This window comes from Streptomyces sp. NPDC048560, assembly GCF_040650955.1.
In the GTDB taxonomy this organism is placed as follows: Bacteria; Actinomycetota; Actinomycetes; order Streptomycetales; family Streptomycetaceae; genus Streptomyces.
Genome location: NZ_JBEZIJ010000007.1, coordinates 379669 through 396842 on the forward strand (window position 1 = coordinate 379669; position 17174 = coordinate 396842).

Below are 17174 nucleotides of genomic sequence, written 5' to 3' on the forward strand. Positions count from 1 at the left end.
CGCTCCACCGCCGCGTCCTTCCACGAGATGTGGCGCGACCTCGCGCCCGTCGGGCGCGACGCCGGCTCCGGCGGATACCGGCGGTACGCCTGGACCGGCGCCGACGCGGACTGCCGGTCCTGGTTCCGTGCGCAGGCCGAGTCCCGCGGGCTCACCTGCGAGACCGACCGCAACGGCAACCAGTGGGCCTGGCTCGGCGACCCCCTCGCCGGGGACGCCGTCGTCACCGGCTCGCACCTCGACTCCGTGCCGGACGGCGGAGCCTTCGACGGCCCGCTGGGTGTGGTCTCCTCCTTCGCCGCGCTCGACGAACTCCGCCGCAGGGGAGCGGAGTTCGCCAGGCCCCTGGCGATCACCAACTTCGGTGACGAGGAGGGAGCCCGCTTCGGGCTCGCCTGCGTCGGCTCCCGGCTCGCCGCCGGGCAGCTGACGCGGGAGAACGCCCACCTGCTCCGCGACGGGGACGGGGTGTCACTGCCGCAGGCCATGGCAGCCGCCGGATACGACCCCGACGCCATCGGCCCGGACCCCGAACGGCTCGCCCGCGTCGGCGCGTTCGTCGAGCTGCACGTGGAGCAGGGGCGCGCACTCGACCTCACCGGAGACCCGGTCGGCATCGCCTCCGCCATCTGGCCGCACGGGCGCTGGCGCTTCGACTTCCGGGGCGAGGCCAACCACGCGGGCACCACCCGGCTCGCCGACCGGCGCGACCCGATGCTCACGTACGCGGAAACCGTGCTCGCCGCCCGCCGGGAGGCGGAACTCGCCGGCGCTCTGGCCACCTTCGGCAAGATCGCCGTCGAGCCCAACGGGGTCAACGCCATCCCCTCCCTCGTGCGCGGCTGGCTCGACTCCCGCGCGGCCGACCAGGCCACCCTGGACACCGTCGTCACGGCCATCGAGCGCGCAGCCCGCGACCACGCCGGGCGGGCCGGGATCGACCTCGACGTCGTACGGGAATCCGTCACCCCGGTGGTGGAGTTCGAGCACGCCCTGCGGGACGAGATCGCCAGGCTCCTCACCGGGCGCCCGTCCCACGACACGGACCGGGCCGTACCCGTGCTGGGCACCGGAGCCGGGCACGATGCGGGTATTTTGTCCGCTTCGGTCCCTACCGCCATGCTGTTCGTCCGCAACCCCACCGGCATCTCGCACTCGCCGGCCGAATACGCCGCCGAGGACGACTGCGTGGCCGGTGTGATCGCACTCGCCGACGTACTGGAGGGCCTCGCGTGCCGTTGACAACCGAGCCGACCCCGATGCCCGGTGCACCCGGCTCCACCACCTACTGGCTCTCCCAGGCCTGGCTCGGCACTCACGTCGAGCCGGGCGTCACCCTGGACGTCGCGGGCGGCCGGATCACCGGTGTGCGCACCGGCGTCGCGACACCCCCGCCCGGCGCCACGGTCCTGCGCGGTCTGACGCTCCCCGGGCTGGCCAACACCCACTCCCACGCCTTTCACCGGGCCCTGCGCGGCAGCGTCCAGGTGGGCTCCGGCACCTTCTGGACCTGGCGCGAGCTGATGTACGGGACGGCGTCCCGGCTGACCCCCGACACCTACTACGAGCTCGCCCGCGCCACGTACGCCGAGATGGCGCTGGCCGGCATCACGTCCGTCGGCGAGTTCCACTATCTGCACCACGCGCCGGGCGGAACGCCCTACGAGAACCCGAACGCGATGGGTGAAGCGCTCATCGCCGCAGCGGCCGAGGCCGGAATCCGCATCACCCTGCTGGACACCGCCTACCTCGCCGCCGGATTCGGCGAGAAGCCCGGACGCCAGCAACTGCGCTTCTCGGACGGCACCGCCGACGCCTGGGCCGAGCGCGCCTCCCTCCTCAAGGGCGACGACCACGCGCTGATCGGCGCCGCCATCCACTCCGTACGGGCCGTGCCGGCCGGGCAGCTGGCCACGGTCGCGCAGTGGGCCGAGGAGCGGGACGCCCCGCTGCACGTCCACCTGTCCGAGCAGACTGCCGAGAACGAGGCCTGCCTCGCGGCCCACGGCCGCACCCCCACCCGGCTGCTCGCCGACCACGGGGTGCTCGGCCGCCGGACCACCGGTATCCACAACACGCACCTCACGCCCGAGGACATCGATCTGCTGGGCTCGTCGGTCACCGGCACCTGTATGTGCCCCACCACCGAACGCGACCTCGCCGACGGAATCGGTCCCGCCGTCGCCCTCCAGCGCGCGGGTTCCCCGCTCTCGCTGGGCAGCGACAGCCACGCCGTGATCGACCTCTTCGAAGAGGCGCGCGCGATGGAGCTCAACGAGCGCCTGCGCACCCATGTGCGCGGCCACTGGACGGCGTCGGCCCTGCTCCGGGCGGCCTCCGCCACCGGGCACGCCGCACTCGGCCGCCCGGACGCGGGCATCATCGAACCCGGCGCGCCCGCCGACCTCACCACCGTCGCCCTGGACTCCGTCAGGACAGCGGGACCGCTGCCCAGGCTGGCAGCCGAAGCGGTCGTATTCGCCGCCTCCGCCGCTGATGTGCGGCACACGGTCGTGGCAGGGCGGCACATCGTCCGGGACGGCCGTCACACCCGGGTGCAGGACGTGCCCGCGGCACTCGCCTCGGCCATCGCCGCCCTGCACGGCTGATCCAGGAACCCCCGGACCCTCGCGCAAGGAGAAGAACACTCCTCATGACGACGACCGCCGTCATCAACATCGCCAGCCTGGTCACCAACGACCCCTCTCTCGGAGACGGGACCCCCCTGGGCCTGATCCGGAACGCGGCCGTCGTCATCGAGGGCGACCGCGTCGTCTGGACCGGTGAATCAAGCAGAGCACCCGCCACTGACAACGCCGTCGACGCGGGCGGCCGGGCCGTCGTCCCGGGCTTCGTCGACTCCCACTCCCACCTCCTCTTCGCGGGCGACCGCACCGAGGAGTTCAACGCCCGCATGTCCGGCCTGCCCTACACCGCCGGCGGCATCAGGACGACCGTCGCCGCCACCCGCGCCGCCACCGACGACGAGCTCGCCGCCAACGTCTCCCGCTACCTCGCCGAGGCGGCACGGCAGGGCACCACCACCTTCGAGACCAAGTCCGGCTACGGCCTGACCGTCGAGGACGAGGCCCGCGCCCTGCGCATCGCCGCCGACCACACCGACGAGGTCACCTACCTCGGCGCCCACGTCGTACCGCCGGACTACGCCGACGACCCGGCCGGCTACGTCGACCTGGTCACCGGCCCGATGCTGGACGCCTGCGCCCCGTACGCCCGCTGGATCGACGTCTTCTGCGAGAAGGGCGCGTTCGACGGCGACCAGGCCCGCGCCATCCTCACGGCGGGCCGCGCCAGGGGGCTGCACCCGCGCATCCACGCCAACCAGCTCGGGTACGGCCCCGGCGTCCAGCTCGCGGTGGAACTCGACGCCGCGTCCGCCGACCACTGCACCCACCTGACCGACGCGGACGTCGACGCGCTGGGCCAGGGCGACACGGTCGCCACACTCCTGCCGGGCGCCGAGTTCTCCACCCGCGCGGCCTGGCCCGACGCCCGCCGCATCCTCGACGCGGGCGCCACCGTCGCGCTCTCCACGGACTGCAACCCGGGCTCGTCCTTCACGTCCTCCATGCCCTTCTGCATCGCCCTCGCCGTACGGGACATGGGCATGACCCCGGACGAGGCCCTCTGGTCCGCCACCGCGGGCGGCGCCGCCGCGCTGCGGCGCACGGACGTCGGCGCACTCACCCCGGGTGCCCGCGCGGACCTCGTCCTCCTCGACGCCCCGAGCCACGTCCACCTCGCCTACCGGCCGGGAGTCCCGCTGGTGAGCGCGGTCTGGCAGCGCGGTGAGCGCACGCTCTGAGCACCTTCCGACCGGCCCGTGCCGCTGACAGGGCCTCACACATGCGGAAGGACCCGCCCGTTGTGGGCAGGTCCTTCCGCAAGGCTTCACCGGCGCCCGCGGGGCGTCCGGTGCGGCAGGTCATTCCTCCAGGGTCAGGCCCTTCCGGAGTCTGACGAGGGTCCGCGAGAGCAGCCGGGAGACGTGCATCTGCGAGATGCCGAGCTCCTCGCCGATCTCCGACTGCGTCATGTTGGCGACGAAGCGGAGGGAGAGGATCGTCCGGTCACGCGTCGGGAGCGAGGCGATGAGCGGCTTCAGGGACTCGACGTACTCGATGCCTTCGAGACTGTGGTCCTCGTAGCCGATCCGGTCCGCCAGCGCACTCTCGTGATCGTCCGTCTCGGCTTTGGCGTCCAGCGAGCTCGCCGTGTAGGCGTTGCTCGCGGCCATCCCCTCGACGACCTCGTCGTTGCTGATGCCCAGGCGCTCGGCAAGCTCCACGACGGTGGGTGCCCGGTCGAGCTGCTGGGCGAGCTCGTCGCCCGCCTTGGCCAGGTCGAGGCGCAGTTCCTGCAGCCGGCGCGGGACGCGCACGGACCAGCTGGTGTCGCGGAAGAAGCGCTTGATCTCACCGATGATGGTCGGCATCGCGAACGTCGGGAACTCGACGCCGCGACTGAGCTCGAAGCGGCCGATCGCCTTGATCAGCCCGATCGTGCCGACCTGGATGATGTCCTCCATCGGCTCGCTGCGAGAGCGGAACCGGGAGGCGGCGAACCTGACGAGCGCCAGGTTCAGTTCGACGAGCGTGTTGCGCACGTACGCGTACTCGTGGGTGCCCTCTTCGAGGGATTCGAGCCGCGCGAAGAGCGTCTTCGACAGCGCCCTGGAGTCCATGGGCGCCAGATCGGCGTAGGGCGGGATCTCGGGCAGCCCGTCCAGGCCTTCGAGCACCTCCGCCCCTTCGCCGTACTCCGCGGCGAGGACATCGGTGTTGTCGGTCGTGCTTGTGGTGCTGGTCCTGCTGGTGGTGCTGGTGCGCGGGCCGGGTACGGCGATCGCGGCAGGGGAGTCGGAATCGGTCGGTCCCTGAGGACATATCGACGGCGCGTTGTGGGTACGCGCTACGTCGAGCCGGGGTGACATGCTTCTCCTCCATCGTTCTCGGCATATGGCTGCCGATGCCCTTACGTGTTCCTGCGGTGAAGCGGCGCCTCCAAAGCCACGAAAATCTGTATCCCCCTACCCTTACCCGCTTCCGGCTGCGACTTACAAGCTCCAAATCCACTGCTATGTCCGCTTTGTTCGGGTCTCCGGCTACCGCGTGGCGCACGGAACGCGTACTGTTTTACGAACGTCGGCGACAGCTAGGCAGACAGCCGCGCGCATCTGCGTGCGGGCGGTGACGGACGACGAAGAGGAACGGGCATGGACCGCGGGACGGTCGGCAGTGCGAACCGGGGTCGGCTTCACGTCGAGGTTCGGACCGAAGGGCGCAGCGAAGTTTTCACGCCGGTGGGTGAGCTCGATCACCACACAGCGGACCTGCTGCGGGAACCGATGGAGCAGGCGGTCGAGGAAGGGCGCGTGCGCCTGGTGGTCGACTGTTCGCGCCTTGAGTTCTGCGACTCCACCGGGCTGAACGTGCTGCTCGGTGCCCGTCTCAGGTCCGAGGCGGCCGGTGGCGGTGTCCATCTCGCCGGAATGCGTTCCGTCGTTGCGAGGGTCTTCGAGATCACCGGGGCGGACGCGGTTTTCACCGTCCACGCCTCACTCGAAGACGCTCTCGGCGCCTGACCGGCTCGGCACCTCACGATCCCGGGCAGCGCCGAGCGTTGCCCTCGTCACTCGATCGTGTGGACCAAGTGGGTGTTGTCACGATTCCGCCGGGCAGGAGACTCCCCGGTGGCGTCCTCGAAGCACGCACACTCTGTATCTGATCAGTATCTGTTCGATGGCGACACGGTGAATCGGTGAGGTGAAGCGCTGATGAGCACCACCCGGCAGCATCCGCCGGGCGGCCTCGGCCGCGAGCCGGACGGTGCGGGCGAAGCCTCCGCCGCTCCGGACGACCGGCAGTGGCGCACGCTCTCACTGGGGCAGGCCAGCGGCATCGTGCCGATGGCCCGCGATTTCGCCCGGCAGGCACTGTACGACTGGGGCTGGCTCCCGGCCGCGGGTGCCGACCGGCGCGCGGCAGCCGAGGACGTGCTCCTGGTCGTCTCCGAGCTGGTGACCAACGCCTGCCTTCACGCGGAGGGTCCCGAGGAGCTCCGCATCGCGTGCACGCCGAAGGTGCTGCGCGTGGAGGTCGTCGACCGGGGCGCGGGTCAGCCGGCGCCGCGCACCCCGCACCGCGCGGGGCGGCCGGGCGGTCACGGCATGTTCATCGTGCAGCGGCTCTGTCTGGACTGGGGAGTCACCCGCGCTCCTGAAGCGCCGGGCAAGACCGTCTGGGCGGAGCTGGCCGCGCCGGCGTGATGCCTCCGGGGCGGGCCTGAGCCCGGACCCGCACCCCTGAAGCGGCACCCGAGGAGCGCACCGGATCGGTGCGCTCTTTTGTCTTCCCTCCAAAAGGCCCCAGGCGTACCTTGGGCGCCAAATCTGATGCGTCGTCAGTAAAACGCGGCCGTACGGAACGCCGCTGCCCGCTCGGCGACTTCCGGCATGAGGGGAACTCGAGGTGTCGAACCAGAAGAGGACAGCTCTCACTGCGGTGGCCGCGGTGGCGGGCGCGATGGTGCTGATGGCCGCACCCGCCGCCCACGCCGAGGTCGTGGACGTCAACTACCGGTGCCAGACGCCGATCGGCCCCAAGGGGGCGGTGTCACCCATCGACATCAAGAGCGTCAGGAGCGGCAGCGGCTACACGCTCACCATGTCCTTCCAGAAGGGTGTCTCCTCAAGCCCGGTGGAGCTGGGCAAGGGCGCCATGAAGCCCAGTGCGGTGATCGAGATGGGCGGCGCCGAGAGCGGCAGGATCCAGGTCAGCGGGGCGGCGAACGCGGCCGCGGTCCCCGCCAACACCCCCATCAAGATCAGCGACTTGTCGGGGACGTACACCCCGAAGAAGTCGGGCAAGGTCACCTTCACCGCAGGGGTTCTCACCATCAAGGCCCTCGGTACGACCACGACCTGCACCCCGAAGAACAGTCCCGGACCCTCGCTCGAACTCGACGTGGCAGGCGCGGCCCCGGCTGCGCAGGACGCCCCGGCGGGCGGCGGTGAGCTTCCGAAGACAGGACCCCTCGACTCCGCCGCCGCACTCGGCACGCTCGGTGGCACCGTCCTGCTGACCGGTGCGGCCGGAGTGCTGTGGCTGACCCGGCGCGGACAGCGCGCCACGGGCTGACCCGAGCCGCTCCACCCAGCCCGCTGCCGTAAGCACCCGCACCAGGGAGCCGCCCATGTCGCTGTCGACCGGCCACGCCGCCCGAGCGGCGCTCGCCGCACTCCTGTGCGCCCTCGCCGTCCCCCCGGCAGCCGGCGCCGACCGCCCGGACGCGGTCCCGGGGGCCTGGTCCGCGGAGCCCACCGGAGGCGGTGCGCGGCCCGGCGGCGACGGACGGCCCTACTTCTACCTGGAGGGCGCACCCGGTGCCGTACTGGAGGACAGGCTCTCGGTGACCAACCCAGGCCGCACGCCGGTCACCGTACGACTGCGGGGCGCCGACGCGTACGACGCGACGTTCGGTGGCTCCGCCGCGCGGGGGACGAAGCGGTCATCCGGCACGGGCGCCTGGCTGCGGCTCGCCTCGCGTGAGGTGACCGTACCGGCCAGGACCCGCGCGGAGGTCCCGTTCGCCGTCACCGTCCCGTCCGGCGCGACCCCCGGGGACCACTCCGGCGCCGTCCTCGCCGTGAGCGGAGGACGCGAGGTGGGCGTGCGCGTGCATCTGCGGGTGAGCGGACCGAGTCTGGCCGCGCTCTCCGTCGAGGACGTCACGGTCTCCGGGCGGACCATCCGCTACGCCCTCGTCAACCGGGGGAACACGGTCCTCGTACCCCGTCTGACCGTCAGAGCCGAGGGGCTGACCGGCGCGTTCCCCCGTCGGCCGGCCCGCGCACTCCCGGTGGAGCTCCTGCCCGGACAGCGGGTCGACCTGACCGAATCCTGGCCCGACGCCCCCGCCTTCGACCGGGTCACCGTCCGGCTGGGCGTCACGGCGGCGGGCGGGGCGCGCGGTGAGGCGTCGGCCCTTGCGGTGTACGTCCCCTGGGTCCCGCTGACCGGCGTACTGCTGGTGCTCGCGGCGGCCGGCGCGGGCGGGTACGCGCTACGGCGACGCGGACGCGGCGAGGCGCCGGACCGCGACCCGTCCGGCCCGCAGCCGACCGGCGAACCAGGGACTTCCGAACGGCACTTGGCGAAGGCAGGAGCGCACACGTGACCAGAGAGGCCAGAGCGGTCGGAGGGGCCGAAGAGGCCAGAGGGGTCGCAAGGGCCGGAGAGGCCGGAGGGACCGGAGTGACGGGAGAAGGGCCCATGCGGCCCGTCGGCCGCCGGACCGGCATGCGGCTGCTCGCCCTGCTCCCCACCCTCCTGTCCCTTCTCCTCCTCCTGCCCGCCGTCGGCGCCTCCGCCGCGTCCGCCGCGTCCGCCGCCGAGGGCAGGCCCACCGTCACGCTCTCCGCCCAGCAGGCGGGCAAGGGCGGCCGGATCACCGTCAAGGGCCGTGACTGGCACCCCGGCACCCTGCTGATGATGCTGATCTGCGGACGGGCCACACCCGCCGAGGGCGTGATCGGTGGCACCAACTCCTGCGCCAACGCGCAGGGGCGCGCCGTCACCACCGGCAGGACGGGCGGCTTCGCCAAGGAGATGCCGGTCGCCGAACCGCCCGTGCCCTGCCCCTGTGTGGTGCACGTGGCCACGGTCACCGGCGAACAGGCCACCGCCGACGTGGTGTTCGAGGTCGCCGGACACCCGACCGCACCTCTGCCCCGTGAGACCGGAGGCGGGAAGCTCGCCGTGCTGGCGACCACGCGGCTGGCGGGCGACAGCGGTCTGCTCACGTGGTTCGGAGCCCCGGCCTCCCGCAAACTCGTCCTCACCGTCGGCAACCTCGGCTCCGCCCCGGTCAAGGACCCCGTCTTCGAGATCGGCACCGCGCACGGCGTCTACGCCCCCCAGTGGGAGGAACGGCAGTGGCGCGGCACGGTCGCGCCCGGCCGCAAGGCGCAGATCGAGCTGCCGGTCGAGCTGGCCGCGGGCGCGCACGGCGACTACCAGGTCTCCCTGCGGTACGGCACCAAGGTGCTGGCCGAGCAGCCGTGGCGGGTGGGCCGGCCCTGGGGCGTGACGCTCTTCTGGATCCTGCTGTGCGTCGTCGTGCCGGCCGCCGTGTTCCGTATCGGCATGGCGGTCGTCGACAAGGTGCGGCCCCGCCCCGCCGCGAGCCGTCCGCGCCCCGCACGTCACCGTCCCCGGCGGCGAGGCCGAGCCGTCGCGCCCCTGAGCACCACGACCTCGGCCTCGCTGCCGTGGTTCACCCCGGATTCCGCACCGTCAGAGAACAGACCCACGACGAAGGGACATTCGTGAGCACGCAACGGAGGATGAGCGCGGCCGGAGTCGCGCTGATGCTCGGCGGGGCGGGGATTCTGCTGGTCGCGAGCCCAGCCCAGGCCGCCGACGTCTCGTACGCGACGGAGTGCATTCCGCCGTCGATTTCCGGACTGCCACCCGTCCAGGGCACCACGAAGGTGCAGCTGAGCGCCCCGGCGGAGGCGAAGGTCGGGGACGAGGTCGAGATCGTATGGAAGACGGTCACGGCCGCCTCCAAGAACCCCGACGTCCTGGACCTGGACAAGGACACGGTGAAGCCGTCAGGCACGGTGAAGCTGGGCGGGGCGGCGAGCGGTGAGCTCAAGCTCGAAGGGCCCCGGCAGAACCCGCCGATCCCCAAGAACAGCCCCATGGTGCTGCCCGACATGAAGGGGACGCTGAAGCTGGAGAAGGCGGGCGAGCTCACGCTGACGCCGGACGCGTACAACATCAACGTGTCCAAGCCGATCTCCACGGACACCAAGTGCGCCCCGAAGGAGGCGGTCCAGCCGGGCGCCACGATCAAGGTGACGGAAGGCGGCGGCACGACATCGGGCGGTACGACGTCCGGCGGCACCACGGCGGGCGGTACGACAGCGGGCGGCACCACGGCAGGGGGTACGACAGCCGGCGGGACGACCGCCGGCGGCAGCGATGCCGGTGGTACGGACTCCGGTGGCACCGGCGGCGGCAGCGGCGGGACCGACTTCCCGGGCAAGGAGGTCGCGGTCGACTTCGCCTGCACCTCACCGGGCCCGGCCGGTATCGCCTCCAAGGTGACGATCAACGCCAGGAAGGACGGCGGAAGCTACGCGCTCACGGTCAAGACGGCCAAGGGCGTGATGGACAGCCCCGCCGCGCTTCCCGCCGGTGCGCTCAAGCCGTCCATGGACGTCGTCGTCGGCGGCGCCGACAAGGGCTCGGTGAAGGTCACCGGCCCCGCCAACGCCGCACCGCTGGAGCAGGGCAAGCCGGTCGACCTGCCCGACATGACCGGCACCTACAAGCCCGGCGCGTCAGGGAAGTCGACTCTGAGCCCCGGCACCCTGACGATCGACGTGACCCTGGGTGCGTCGAAGATCAACATCCCCTGCAAGGTCAAGGGATCGGTCGCCCCGTCGCTGGAGCTCGACACCGCGGCTCAGCCGGGCGGCGCGTCCGGTGGCGGAGCGGCGGCGGGCGGTGCCGCGTCGGGGGGCGGCACGGACTCCGGCGGGGGCCTCGCGGACACCGGGGCCCAGGAGGACGGCGCGCTGCGGGCGCTGGGCCTGGTGGCCGGTACGGCCATCCTGCTCGGCGGCGCGGTGTTCACGTTCACCCCGTGGCGCAGGCTGCGCGGAACGCGCTGACCGGGAGTACGACGAAGGAGGGCCGCCGCACCGGGATCGGTGCGACGGCCCTCCGTACGTGTGCCGGCTACGTCAGCGGACGTTGCCCATCAGTTCCTTCACCTTGCCGCGGTACATGAAGATCGCGATACCGGCGACCACCGCGAGGGCGGCCTGCAGGGCGACCACCCCGGTGCCGTTGAGTTCGACACCGGCGATGGACAGCAGACCAGTGGTGCAGTCACCGGCCGTCACGGCCAGGAACCAGACACCCATCATCTGGCTGGCGTACTTGGCCGGAGCCATCTTCGTGGTGACGGAGAGACCGACCGGGGAGAGCGTCAGCTCGGCGACGGTCTGGATGAAGTAGATCGCGACCAGCCACATCGCGGCGGCCTTGTGGCCGTCACCCGCGATCGTCAGCGGCATCAGGAAGACGAAGAACGACGCACCGACCAGCACCAGACCGGAGCTGAACTTCACGATCGTGCTCGGCTCCTTGCCCCGACGGTTCAGCGCCAGCCAGAAAGCGGCGAAGACCGGGGCCAGCGCCATGATCAGGACCGGGTTGACCGACTGGTACCAGGAGACCGGGAAGTCCCAGCCGAGGACCGAGTTCTCGGCCGAGGACTCGGCGAAGATCGCCAGCGTCGAGCCGCCCTGGTCGTAGATCATCCAGAAGATGGCGGCCGCGACGAAGAACCAGATGTAGCCGGACATCTTCGACTGCTCGGCGGTGCTGAGGTCCTTGTCGCGCTTGATGCGCGCCAGGACGACCACCGGGATGACCAGACCGGCGACGGTGATCGGGACCAGGAGCCAGTTGAGCGTGTAGACGCCCGTGACGACCGTGCCGATGTAGAAGACGGCGGCGACGCCCATCCAGATCATGGCCTTGCGCAGGGTCGACGCGCGCTCGGCCGGATCCAGCGGCTTCGGGACGACGAGGCTGCGCTCGTTCAGGTGACGCGTACCGAGCAGGAACTGCGCGACGCCGAGACCCATGCCGAGTGCGGCGATCGCGAAGCCCAGGTGCCAGTTGACGTTCTCACCGATGGTGCCGATGACCAGGGGCGCAGCGAAGGCACCCATGTTGATGCCCATGTAGAAGATCGTGAAGCCACCGTCACGGCGCGGGTCGTCCGGGCCGTCGTAGAGGTGGCCGACCATCGTCGAGATGTTGGACTTCAGCAGGCCGGAGCCGATCGCCACGAGTCCGAGACCGGCGAAGAAGGTGCCCTCGGAGGGCAGCGCCAGCGTCAGGTGGCCGACCATGATGACCCCGCCGGCGATGGCGACGGTCTTGCGGGGACCCCAGACGCGGTCACCGAACCAGCCGCCGGGCATGGCGAGCAGGTAGACCAGCGACAGGTAGACCGAGTAGATCGCGGTGGCCGTACCCGCGTCCATGTCGAGCCCGTTGGGGGCGATCAGGTAGAGCGGGAGGAGTGCGCGCATTCCGTAGTAGCTGAAGCGCTCCCACATCTCCGTCATGAAGAGTGTGGCCAGGCCGCGGGGGTGGCCGAAGAAGGTCTTGCCGCCGGTCGCGCCGGCGGCTTCCTTCGTCAGGCTGGAAGCCATGGTCGATCCTTGCTGGTCGGGACGCGTCGCCTCGTGAGCGGTACGCGCCCGGTGGGGGGTGGCCGGCACCGGCGCGGCGTGCCCCGCCCCCTCCACTCGAAGGGAACTCGCTCAGGTCATCGCTCTCCGTACGGAGTCGGTGCCGTAGCCGTGAGGCAGACCGCATCGGGATCCACACCCGGCACGCGAGAACGCGCCGGGCCCGGCCCACAGGTCATTCGCCTTGAGGCCGGCGGGTACCGGCCCGCACATAAAAGTGACCTTCGGCGCTCAGGCGTCCTAAAGGTCCTTCGGTAGTGCATCAGGCGTCGGAACACCATACGACACGACAGTGCGGCATATGAAAGGACTTGAGACATGGATCACAGGTGACGTTGAAGCCAGGCTCTCATATTCGAAGGTCCAGGGATCATTTGCCGCCCAGGTACAGAGGGGCTTCCCGGTACCTCACTCCGAGCCCTCCGTGCGGACTACCATCACCACATGACCCGTGTACTGCTCGCCGAGGACGACGCATCCATCTCGGAGCCGCTGGCCCGCGCACTGCGTCGGGAGGGTTACGAGGTCGAGGTCCGGCAGGACGGCCCGACCGCGCTGGACGCCGGACTCCAGGGCGGCATCGATCTCGTCGTGCTCGACCTGGGGCTGCCAGGCATGGACGGCCTCGAAGTCGCCCGCCGACTGCGCGGCGACGGACTCGCCGTACCGATCCTGGTGCTCACCGCACGCGCCGACGAGGTCGACACCGTGGTGGGTCTCGACGCCGGGGCCGACGACTACGTCACCAAGCCCTTCCGCCTCGCCGAACTGCTGGCCCGGGTCCGCGCCCTGCTGCGCCGCGGCGCCACCGAGCCCGCCGTGCAGCCGGCCACCCACGGCGTCCGGATCGACGTCGAGTCGCACCGGGCATGGATGGGCGAGGAGGAACTCCAGCTCACCGCCAAGGAATTCGATCTCCTGCGCGTCCTCGTGCGGGACGCAGGCCGGGTCGTCACCCGCGACCAGCTGATGCGCGAGGTCTGGGACACCACCTGGTGGTCCTCCACCAAGACGCTCGACATGCACATCTCCTGGCTCCGCAAGAAGCTCGGCGACGACGCGGCCAACCCCCGCTACATCGCGACCGTCCGGGGCGTCGGCTTCCGGTTCGAGAAGAGCTGACGTACAGAGACAGTCATGCGCCGTCGACTGATCAACTCCACGCTCGCCGTGGTGCTCGTGGTGATCGCCGTCTTCGGCGTATCCCTCGTCCTGGTGGAGAGCCGCACCATCAGCAGCAGCGCCCAGGAGAGCGTCGACTCCGAGGCGCTGCGGCTGATCAGCGTCGTCGACAGCCGCCTCCTCGGCGAGGAGCGGATCACGGCGGGCGTACTGGCCGAGCAGGTCGACTCCAACCGCTACGCACGCGTCGAGATCCCGGGCCGGGCACCCATCGAGGTCGGCAAGCGCCCCGGCGGCAGCGTCATCAGCAGCACGGCGACGGGGGAGCAGGGCGAGAGGGTCACCGTCGAGGAATCCGGTTCGGCCGTCACCCGGGAACTCGGGCGCACCCTGCTGATCATCGGCGCGGTGGCGCTCCTCGCGATCGTCTCAGCGGTGCTCCTCGCCGTACGCCAGGCCAACCGGCTCGCCTCACCGCTGACCGACCTCGCCGAGACGGCGGAACGCCTCGGCTCCGGCGACCCGCGCCCCCGGCACAAGCGGTACGGGGTCCCTGAGCTGGACCGCGTCGCCGATGTCCTGGACTCGTCCGCCGAGCGGATCGCCCGGATGCTGACGGCGGAACGGCGCCTGGCCGCCGACGCCTCGCACCAGCTCCGCACCCCGCTGACCGCGCTCTCCATGCGGATCGAGGAGATCTCCGTCACCGAGGACCTGGAGACGGTGAAGGAAGAGGCCCACATCGCCCTCACGCAGGTCGAGCGGCTGACCGACGTGGTGCAGCGGCTGCTGACGAACTCCCGCGACCCGCGCACCGGCTCCGCCGTCGTCTTCGACCTCGACGAGGTCGTCAAGCAGCAGATCGAGGAGTGGCGCCCCGCCTACCGCAGCGCCGGCCGCGCCGTCGTCTGCTCGGGCAAGCACGGGCTGCGGGCCGTGGGGACACCAGGTGCGGTGGCCCAGGTGCTCGCCGCCCTGATCGAGAACTCGCTGATGCACGGAGGCGGCACCGTCGCGCTGCGTACCCGCGTCACCGGAAACCAGGTGGTCATCGAGGTGACGGACGAGGGCCCGGGCGTGCCCGCCGACCTCGGCGCGCGGATCTTCGAGCGCACCATCAGCGGCCGCAACTCCACCGGGATCGGGCTCGCCGTCGCCCGGGACCTCGCGGAGGCGGACGGTGGCCGGCTGGAGCTGCTCCAGCAGCAGCCCCCGGTGTTCGCGCTCTTCCTCAGCCGGGTGGCCAGGAAACGCGACGACCCGGACCGCCCGGTGCGCTGACCGGGGAGCGTCTCAGTTGGGTACGGGGCCGGACTCCACCCGCGTGACCTGCTCGACCAGCGCAGGCGCCGGCGCCTGGGGCACCTCTGCGGCCTGCGGCAACTCGGGCGCCGCGACAGTGTCCGCTGCCTCTCCTGCCTCCGCTACCTCTTCGGTCTCTTTGGCAGGCAGCGCCTTGAACACCCAGGTCCGGTACGACCAGAACCGGAACAGGGTCGCGATCCCGATTCCGACGATCTTGAAGATGTTGTTCTGCAGCGGGGTGTCCCAGCCGAACCAGTACGTCGCCGCGTACAGCACCCCGACCTCGATCACCGCGCCCACGGCGCTGAACACCAGGAAGAGCATCAGCTCCCGCGTCCGGCGTCTCTTGTCGCGGTCCCGGTAGGTGAAGTAACGGAAGCCGACGTAGTTGCAGAGGATGGCCACACAGGTCGCCATCAGGCCCGCCCGGACCACCGGAATGTCCGTGGTGCGCCAGATCAGGTTCGAGACCGCGATGTTGACGAGCACCCCGACGGCACCGACCGCACCGAACTTGGCGACCTCCCGGCCCAGCAGGTCGATGCGGGCCCGCAATGCGCCACGTTCGTCCATGGTGATCGCTCAGCCCCGTCCGTTCGGTTTCGTCAACCCGGCCATGCTAACCAGCCCTCCCGTGTGATGCCGGTGAGAGCTGAGGAGGGTGGCGATGCCGTGACGTGCGGCTGTTGGCGGATGCCGGTCGGACCGTCGTCGGACCGCGGGCGGTCCACCGTCCGGGGAGCCCCGGCGCGGCGGATACTCTGGAGGAGTGACGTTCCCGGTAGTCGGCATGGTCGGCGGCGGTCAGCTCGCCCGTATGACCCACGAGGCGGGTATCCCCCTCGGCCTGAAATTCAAGCTCCTCAGTGACACCCCTCAGGACTCGGCCGCCCAGGTGGTGAGCGAAGTCGTCATCGGCGACTATCGCGACCTGGACACGCTGCGAGCCTTCGCGCGCGGATGTGACGTGATCACCTTCGATCACGAGCACGTCCCCACGGAGCACCTCCGCGCCCTGGAAGCGGACGGCATCCCCGTCCGCCCCGGCCCCGACGCCCTGGTGCACGCCCAGGACAAGGGGGTCATGCGTGCCAAGCTCATCGAGATCGGCGCCCCCTGCCCCCGCCACCGCCTCGTGGCGGACCCGGCGGACGTGGCGGCCTTCGCCGCCGAGGCCGGCGGCTTCCCCGTGATCCTCAAGACGGTCCGCGGCGGATACGACGGCAAGGGCGTGTGGGTCGTCCGCTCCGAGAAGGACGCGGCCGAGCCCTTCCGGGCCGGCGTTCCCGTCCTCGCGGAGGAGAAGGTCGACTTCGTACGGGAGCTGGCGGCCAACATCGTCCGCTCTCCGCACGGCCAGGCCGTCGCCTACCCGGTCGTCGAGTCGATCCAGGTCGACGGCGTCTGCGACACGGTCATCGCCCCCGCCCCCGAGCTGGACGAGCGGCTGGCGGGCGAGGCGCAGCAGCTCGCGCTGCGTATCGCCGCCGAGCTCGGCGTGGTCGGCCACCTCGCCGTCGAGCTGTTCGAGACCCGTGACGGACGCATCCTCGTCAACGAGCTGGCGATGCGCCCCCACAACTCCGGGCACTGGACCCAGGACGGTGCGATCACCTCGCAGTTCGCCAACCACGTGCGGGCCGTCCTGGACCTCCCGCTCGGCGACCCGCGCCCGCGTGCCACGTGGACGGTCATGTGCAACGTCCTCGGCGGGGACTACCCGGACATGTACCAGGCGTACCTGCACTGCATGGCCCGCGACCCGCAGCTCAAGATCCACATGTACGGCAAGGACGTGAAGCCCGGCCGCAAGGTCGGACACGTCAACACCTACGGCGACGACCTGGCGGACGTGCGGGAGCGCGCCCGGCACGCGGCCGACTACCTGCGAGGAACAATCACCGAATGACTTCCCCCGGTACCGCCCCCGTCATCGGCATCGTCATGGGCTCGGACTCCGACTGGCCCGTCATGGAGGCCGCCGCGAAGGTCCTCGACGAGTTCGAGATCCCCTACGAGGTCGATGTCGTCTCCGCCCACCGGATGCCGCGCGAGATGATCGCGTACGGCGAGAGGGCCGCCGACCGCGGCCTCAAGGCGATCATCGCGGGCGCGGGAGGCGCGGCCCACCTGCCCGGGATGCTCGCTTCCGTGACCCCGCTGCCCGTCATCGGTGTCCCCGTCCCGCTGAAGTACCTCGACGGCATGGACAGCCTGCTCTCCATCGTGCAGATGCCCGCCGGAATCCCGGTCGCCACCGTCTCGGTCGGCGGAGCGCGCAACGCGGGCCTGCTCGCCGCCCGCATCCTCGCCGCCCACGACAGCGAGCTGCAGACCCGGATGAAGGACTTCCTGCAGGAACTGAACGACCAGGCGACGGAGAAGGGGAAACGGCTCCGGGCCAAGGTCGAGGGTTCCGACTCCTTCGGCTTCGGGAAGTAGG

General features: G+C 71.1%; 16 protein-coding genes. 13 read left to right on the forward strand and 3 right to left on the reverse strand.

From position 1 onward, the window contains the following. Nucleotides 1-27: 27 nt before the first annotated feature. The 3 genes from AB0C82_RS20935 to hutI are packed head-to-tail and all read left to right on the forward strand — an operon-like array spanning nucleotide 28 to nucleotide 3826. Complete coding sequence (locus AB0C82_RS20935) at nucleotides 28-1242, forward strand: allantoate amidohydrolase (protein ID WP_362844239.1); 1215 nt, start codon at nucleotides 28-30, stop codon at nucleotides 1240-1242. A 17-nt stretch (nucleotides 1243-1259) separates the two neighbouring features. Then, on the forward strand, nucleotides 1260-2609 hold the full coding sequence (locus tag AB0C82_RS20940) for a formimidoylglutamate deiminase (RefSeq protein ID WP_362844242.1): 1350 nt from the start codon (nucleotides 1260-1262) through the stop codon (nucleotides 2607-2609). 44 nt (nucleotides 2610-2653) lie between these two features. Further along, nucleotides 2654-3826, forward strand: a complete 1173-nt coding sequence (gene hutI / locus AB0C82_RS20945) for an imidazolonepropionase (protein WP_362844045.1) — start codon at nucleotides 2654-2656, stop codon at nucleotides 3824-3826. Between the two features lie 120 nt (nucleotides 3827-3946). Here hutI and AB0C82_RS20950 read toward each other — a convergent pair whose 3' ends face one another. Next, complete coding sequence (locus AB0C82_RS20950; RefSeq protein WP_362844048.1) at nucleotides 3947-4954, reverse strand: RNA polymerase sigma factor SigF; 1008 nt, start codon at nucleotides 4952-4954, stop codon at nucleotides 3947-3949. A 282-nt stretch (nucleotides 4955-5236) separates the two neighbouring features. On the opposite strand from AB0C82_RS20950, the gene AB0C82_RS20955 reads away from it, so the two are divergent. From AB0C82_RS20955 to AB0C82_RS20980, 6 genes are all read left to right on the forward strand, one after another. After that, entirely contained in the window at nucleotides 5237-5605 is a 369-nt protein-coding gene (locus tag AB0C82_RS20955) for an STAS domain-containing protein (RefSeq protein WP_362844051.1), read from the forward strand. A gap of 192 nt (nucleotides 5606-5797) precedes the next feature. Beyond that, the gene (locus AB0C82_RS20960; protein WP_362844054.1) at nucleotides 5798-6289 is read left to right on the forward strand and encodes an ATP-binding protein; all 492 of its coding nucleotides are present in this window, start codon (nucleotides 5798-5800) and stop codon (nucleotides 6287-6289) included. Nucleotides 6290-6491: 202 nt separating this feature from the next. Further along, the gene (locus tag AB0C82_RS20965; protein WP_362844056.1) at nucleotides 6492-7160 is read left to right on the forward strand and encodes a peptidase; all 669 of its coding nucleotides are present in this window, start codon (nucleotides 6492-6494) and stop codon (nucleotides 7158-7160) included. Nucleotides 7161-7215: 55 nt separating this feature from the next. Continuing rightward, a complete protein-coding gene (locus AB0C82_RS20970; protein WP_362844059.1) occupies nucleotides 7216-8199 on the forward strand; it encodes a hypothetical protein in 984 nt (327 codons plus the stop codon). 95 nt (nucleotides 8200-8294) lie between these two features. Beyond that, nucleotides 8295-9353, forward strand: a complete 1059-nt coding sequence (locus AB0C82_RS20975; RefSeq protein ID WP_362844062.1) for a hypothetical protein — start codon at nucleotides 8295-8297, stop codon at nucleotides 9351-9353. A 14-nt stretch (nucleotides 9354-9367) separates the two neighbouring features. Beyond that, nucleotides 9368-10705 carry a hypothetical protein gene (locus AB0C82_RS20980; protein ID WP_362844245.1) on the forward strand — a complete coding sequence of 446 codons (1338 nt, stop codon included), beginning with the start codon at nucleotides 9368-9370 and terminating at the stop codon, nucleotides 10703-10705. Nucleotides 10706-10777: 72 nt separating this feature from the next. On the opposite strand, the gene AB0C82_RS20985 is transcribed toward AB0C82_RS20980, so the two are convergent. Then, nucleotides 10778-12265, reverse strand: coding sequence for an oligopeptide:H+ symporter (locus tag AB0C82_RS20985; RefSeq protein WP_362844065.1), 1488 nt, complete (start codon nucleotides 12263-12265; stop codon nucleotides 10778-10780). A gap of 483 nt (nucleotides 12266-12748) precedes the next feature. Here AB0C82_RS20985 and AB0C82_RS20990 point away from each other — a divergent pair, with 483 nt between their 5' ends. Beyond that, nucleotides 12749-13426: a response regulator transcription factor gene (locus tag AB0C82_RS20990; RefSeq protein WP_362844067.1), complete on the forward strand. Its 678-nt coding sequence runs from the start codon at nucleotides 12749-12751 to the stop codon at nucleotides 13424-13426. 15 nt (nucleotides 13427-13441) lie between these two features. Further along, on the forward strand, nucleotides 13442-14707 hold the full coding sequence (locus AB0C82_RS20995; RefSeq protein WP_362844070.1) for an ATP-binding protein: 1266 nt from the start codon (nucleotides 13442-13444) through the stop codon (nucleotides 14705-14707). A 12-nt stretch (nucleotides 14708-14719) separates the two neighbouring features. On the opposite strand, the gene AB0C82_RS21000 is transcribed toward AB0C82_RS20995, so the two are convergent. Beyond that, complete coding sequence (locus AB0C82_RS21000; protein WP_362844072.1) at nucleotides 14720-15304, reverse strand: GtrA family protein; 585 nt, start codon at nucleotides 15302-15304, stop codon at nucleotides 14720-14722. 196 nt (nucleotides 15305-15500) lie between these two features. Here AB0C82_RS21000 and AB0C82_RS21005 point away from each other — a divergent pair, with 196 nt between their 5' ends. Together AB0C82_RS21005 and purE are read left to right on the forward strand one after the other, a co-directional pair. After that, nucleotides 15501-16640, forward strand: coding sequence for a 5-(carboxyamino)imidazole ribonucleotide synthase (locus tag AB0C82_RS21005; RefSeq protein ID WP_362844075.1), 1140 nt, complete (start codon nucleotides 15501-15503; stop codon nucleotides 16638-16640). Next, nucleotides 16637-17173: a 5-(carboxyamino)imidazole ribonucleotide mutase gene (gene purE, locus AB0C82_RS21010; RefSeq protein ID WP_362844078.1), complete on the forward strand. Its 537-nt coding sequence runs from the start codon at nucleotides 16637-16639 to the stop codon at nucleotides 17171-17173. The genes AB0C82_RS21005 and purE overlap by 4 nt, the downstream gene beginning before the upstream one ends. Nucleotide 17174: the final 1 nt, after the last annotated feature.

Coding starts and splice junctions, on each gene's coding strand:
- AB0C82_RS20935 (WP_362844239.1), top strand. CDS start 28: ATGTGGCGCGACCTCGCGCCCGTCGGGCGCGACGCCGGCTCCGGCGGA.
- AB0C82_RS20940 (WP_362844242.1), top strand. CDS start 1,260: ATGCCCGGTGCACCCGGCTCCACCACCTACTGGCTCTCCCAGGCCTGG.
- hutI (WP_362844045.1), top strand. CDS start 2,654: ATGACGACGACCGCCGTCATCAACATCGCCAGCCTGGTCACCAACGAC.
- AB0C82_RS20950 (WP_362844048.1), bottom strand. CDS start 4,954: ATGTCACCCCGGCTCGACGTAGCGCGTACCCACAACGCGCCGTCGATA.
- AB0C82_RS20955 (WP_362844051.1), top strand. CDS start 5,237: ATGGACCGCGGGACGGTCGGCAGTGCGAACCGGGGTCGGCTTCACGTC.
- AB0C82_RS20960 (WP_362844054.1), top strand. CDS start 5,798: ATGAGCACCACCCGGCAGCATCCGCCGGGCGGCCTCGGCCGCGAGCCG.
- AB0C82_RS20970 (WP_362844059.1), top strand. CDS start 7,216: ATGTCGCTGTCGACCGGCCACGCCGCCCGAGCGGCGCTCGCCGCACTC.
- AB0C82_RS20975 (WP_362844062.1), top strand. CDS start 8,295: ATGCGGCCCGTCGGCCGCCGGACCGGCATGCGGCTGCTCGCCCTGCTC.
- AB0C82_RS20980 (WP_362844245.1), top strand. CDS start 9,368: ATGAGCGCGGCCGGAGTCGCGCTGATGCTCGGCGGGGCGGGGATTCTG.
- AB0C82_RS20985 (WP_362844065.1), bottom strand. CDS start 12,265: ATGGCTTCCAGCCTGACGAAGGAAGCCGCCGGCGCGACCGGCGGCAAG.
- AB0C82_RS20990 (WP_362844067.1), top strand. CDS start 12,749: ATGACCCGTGTACTGCTCGCCGAGGACGACGCATCCATCTCGGAGCCG.
- AB0C82_RS20995 (WP_362844070.1), top strand. CDS start 13,442: ATGCGCCGTCGACTGATCAACTCCACGCTCGCCGTGGTGCTCGTGGTG.
- AB0C82_RS21000 (WP_362844072.1), bottom strand. CDS start 15,304: ATGGACGAACGTGGCGCATTGCGGGCCCGCATCGACCTGCTGGGCCGG.
- purE (WP_362844078.1), top strand. CDS start 16,637: ATGACTTCCCCCGGTACCGCCCCCGTCATCGGCATCGTCATGGGCTCG.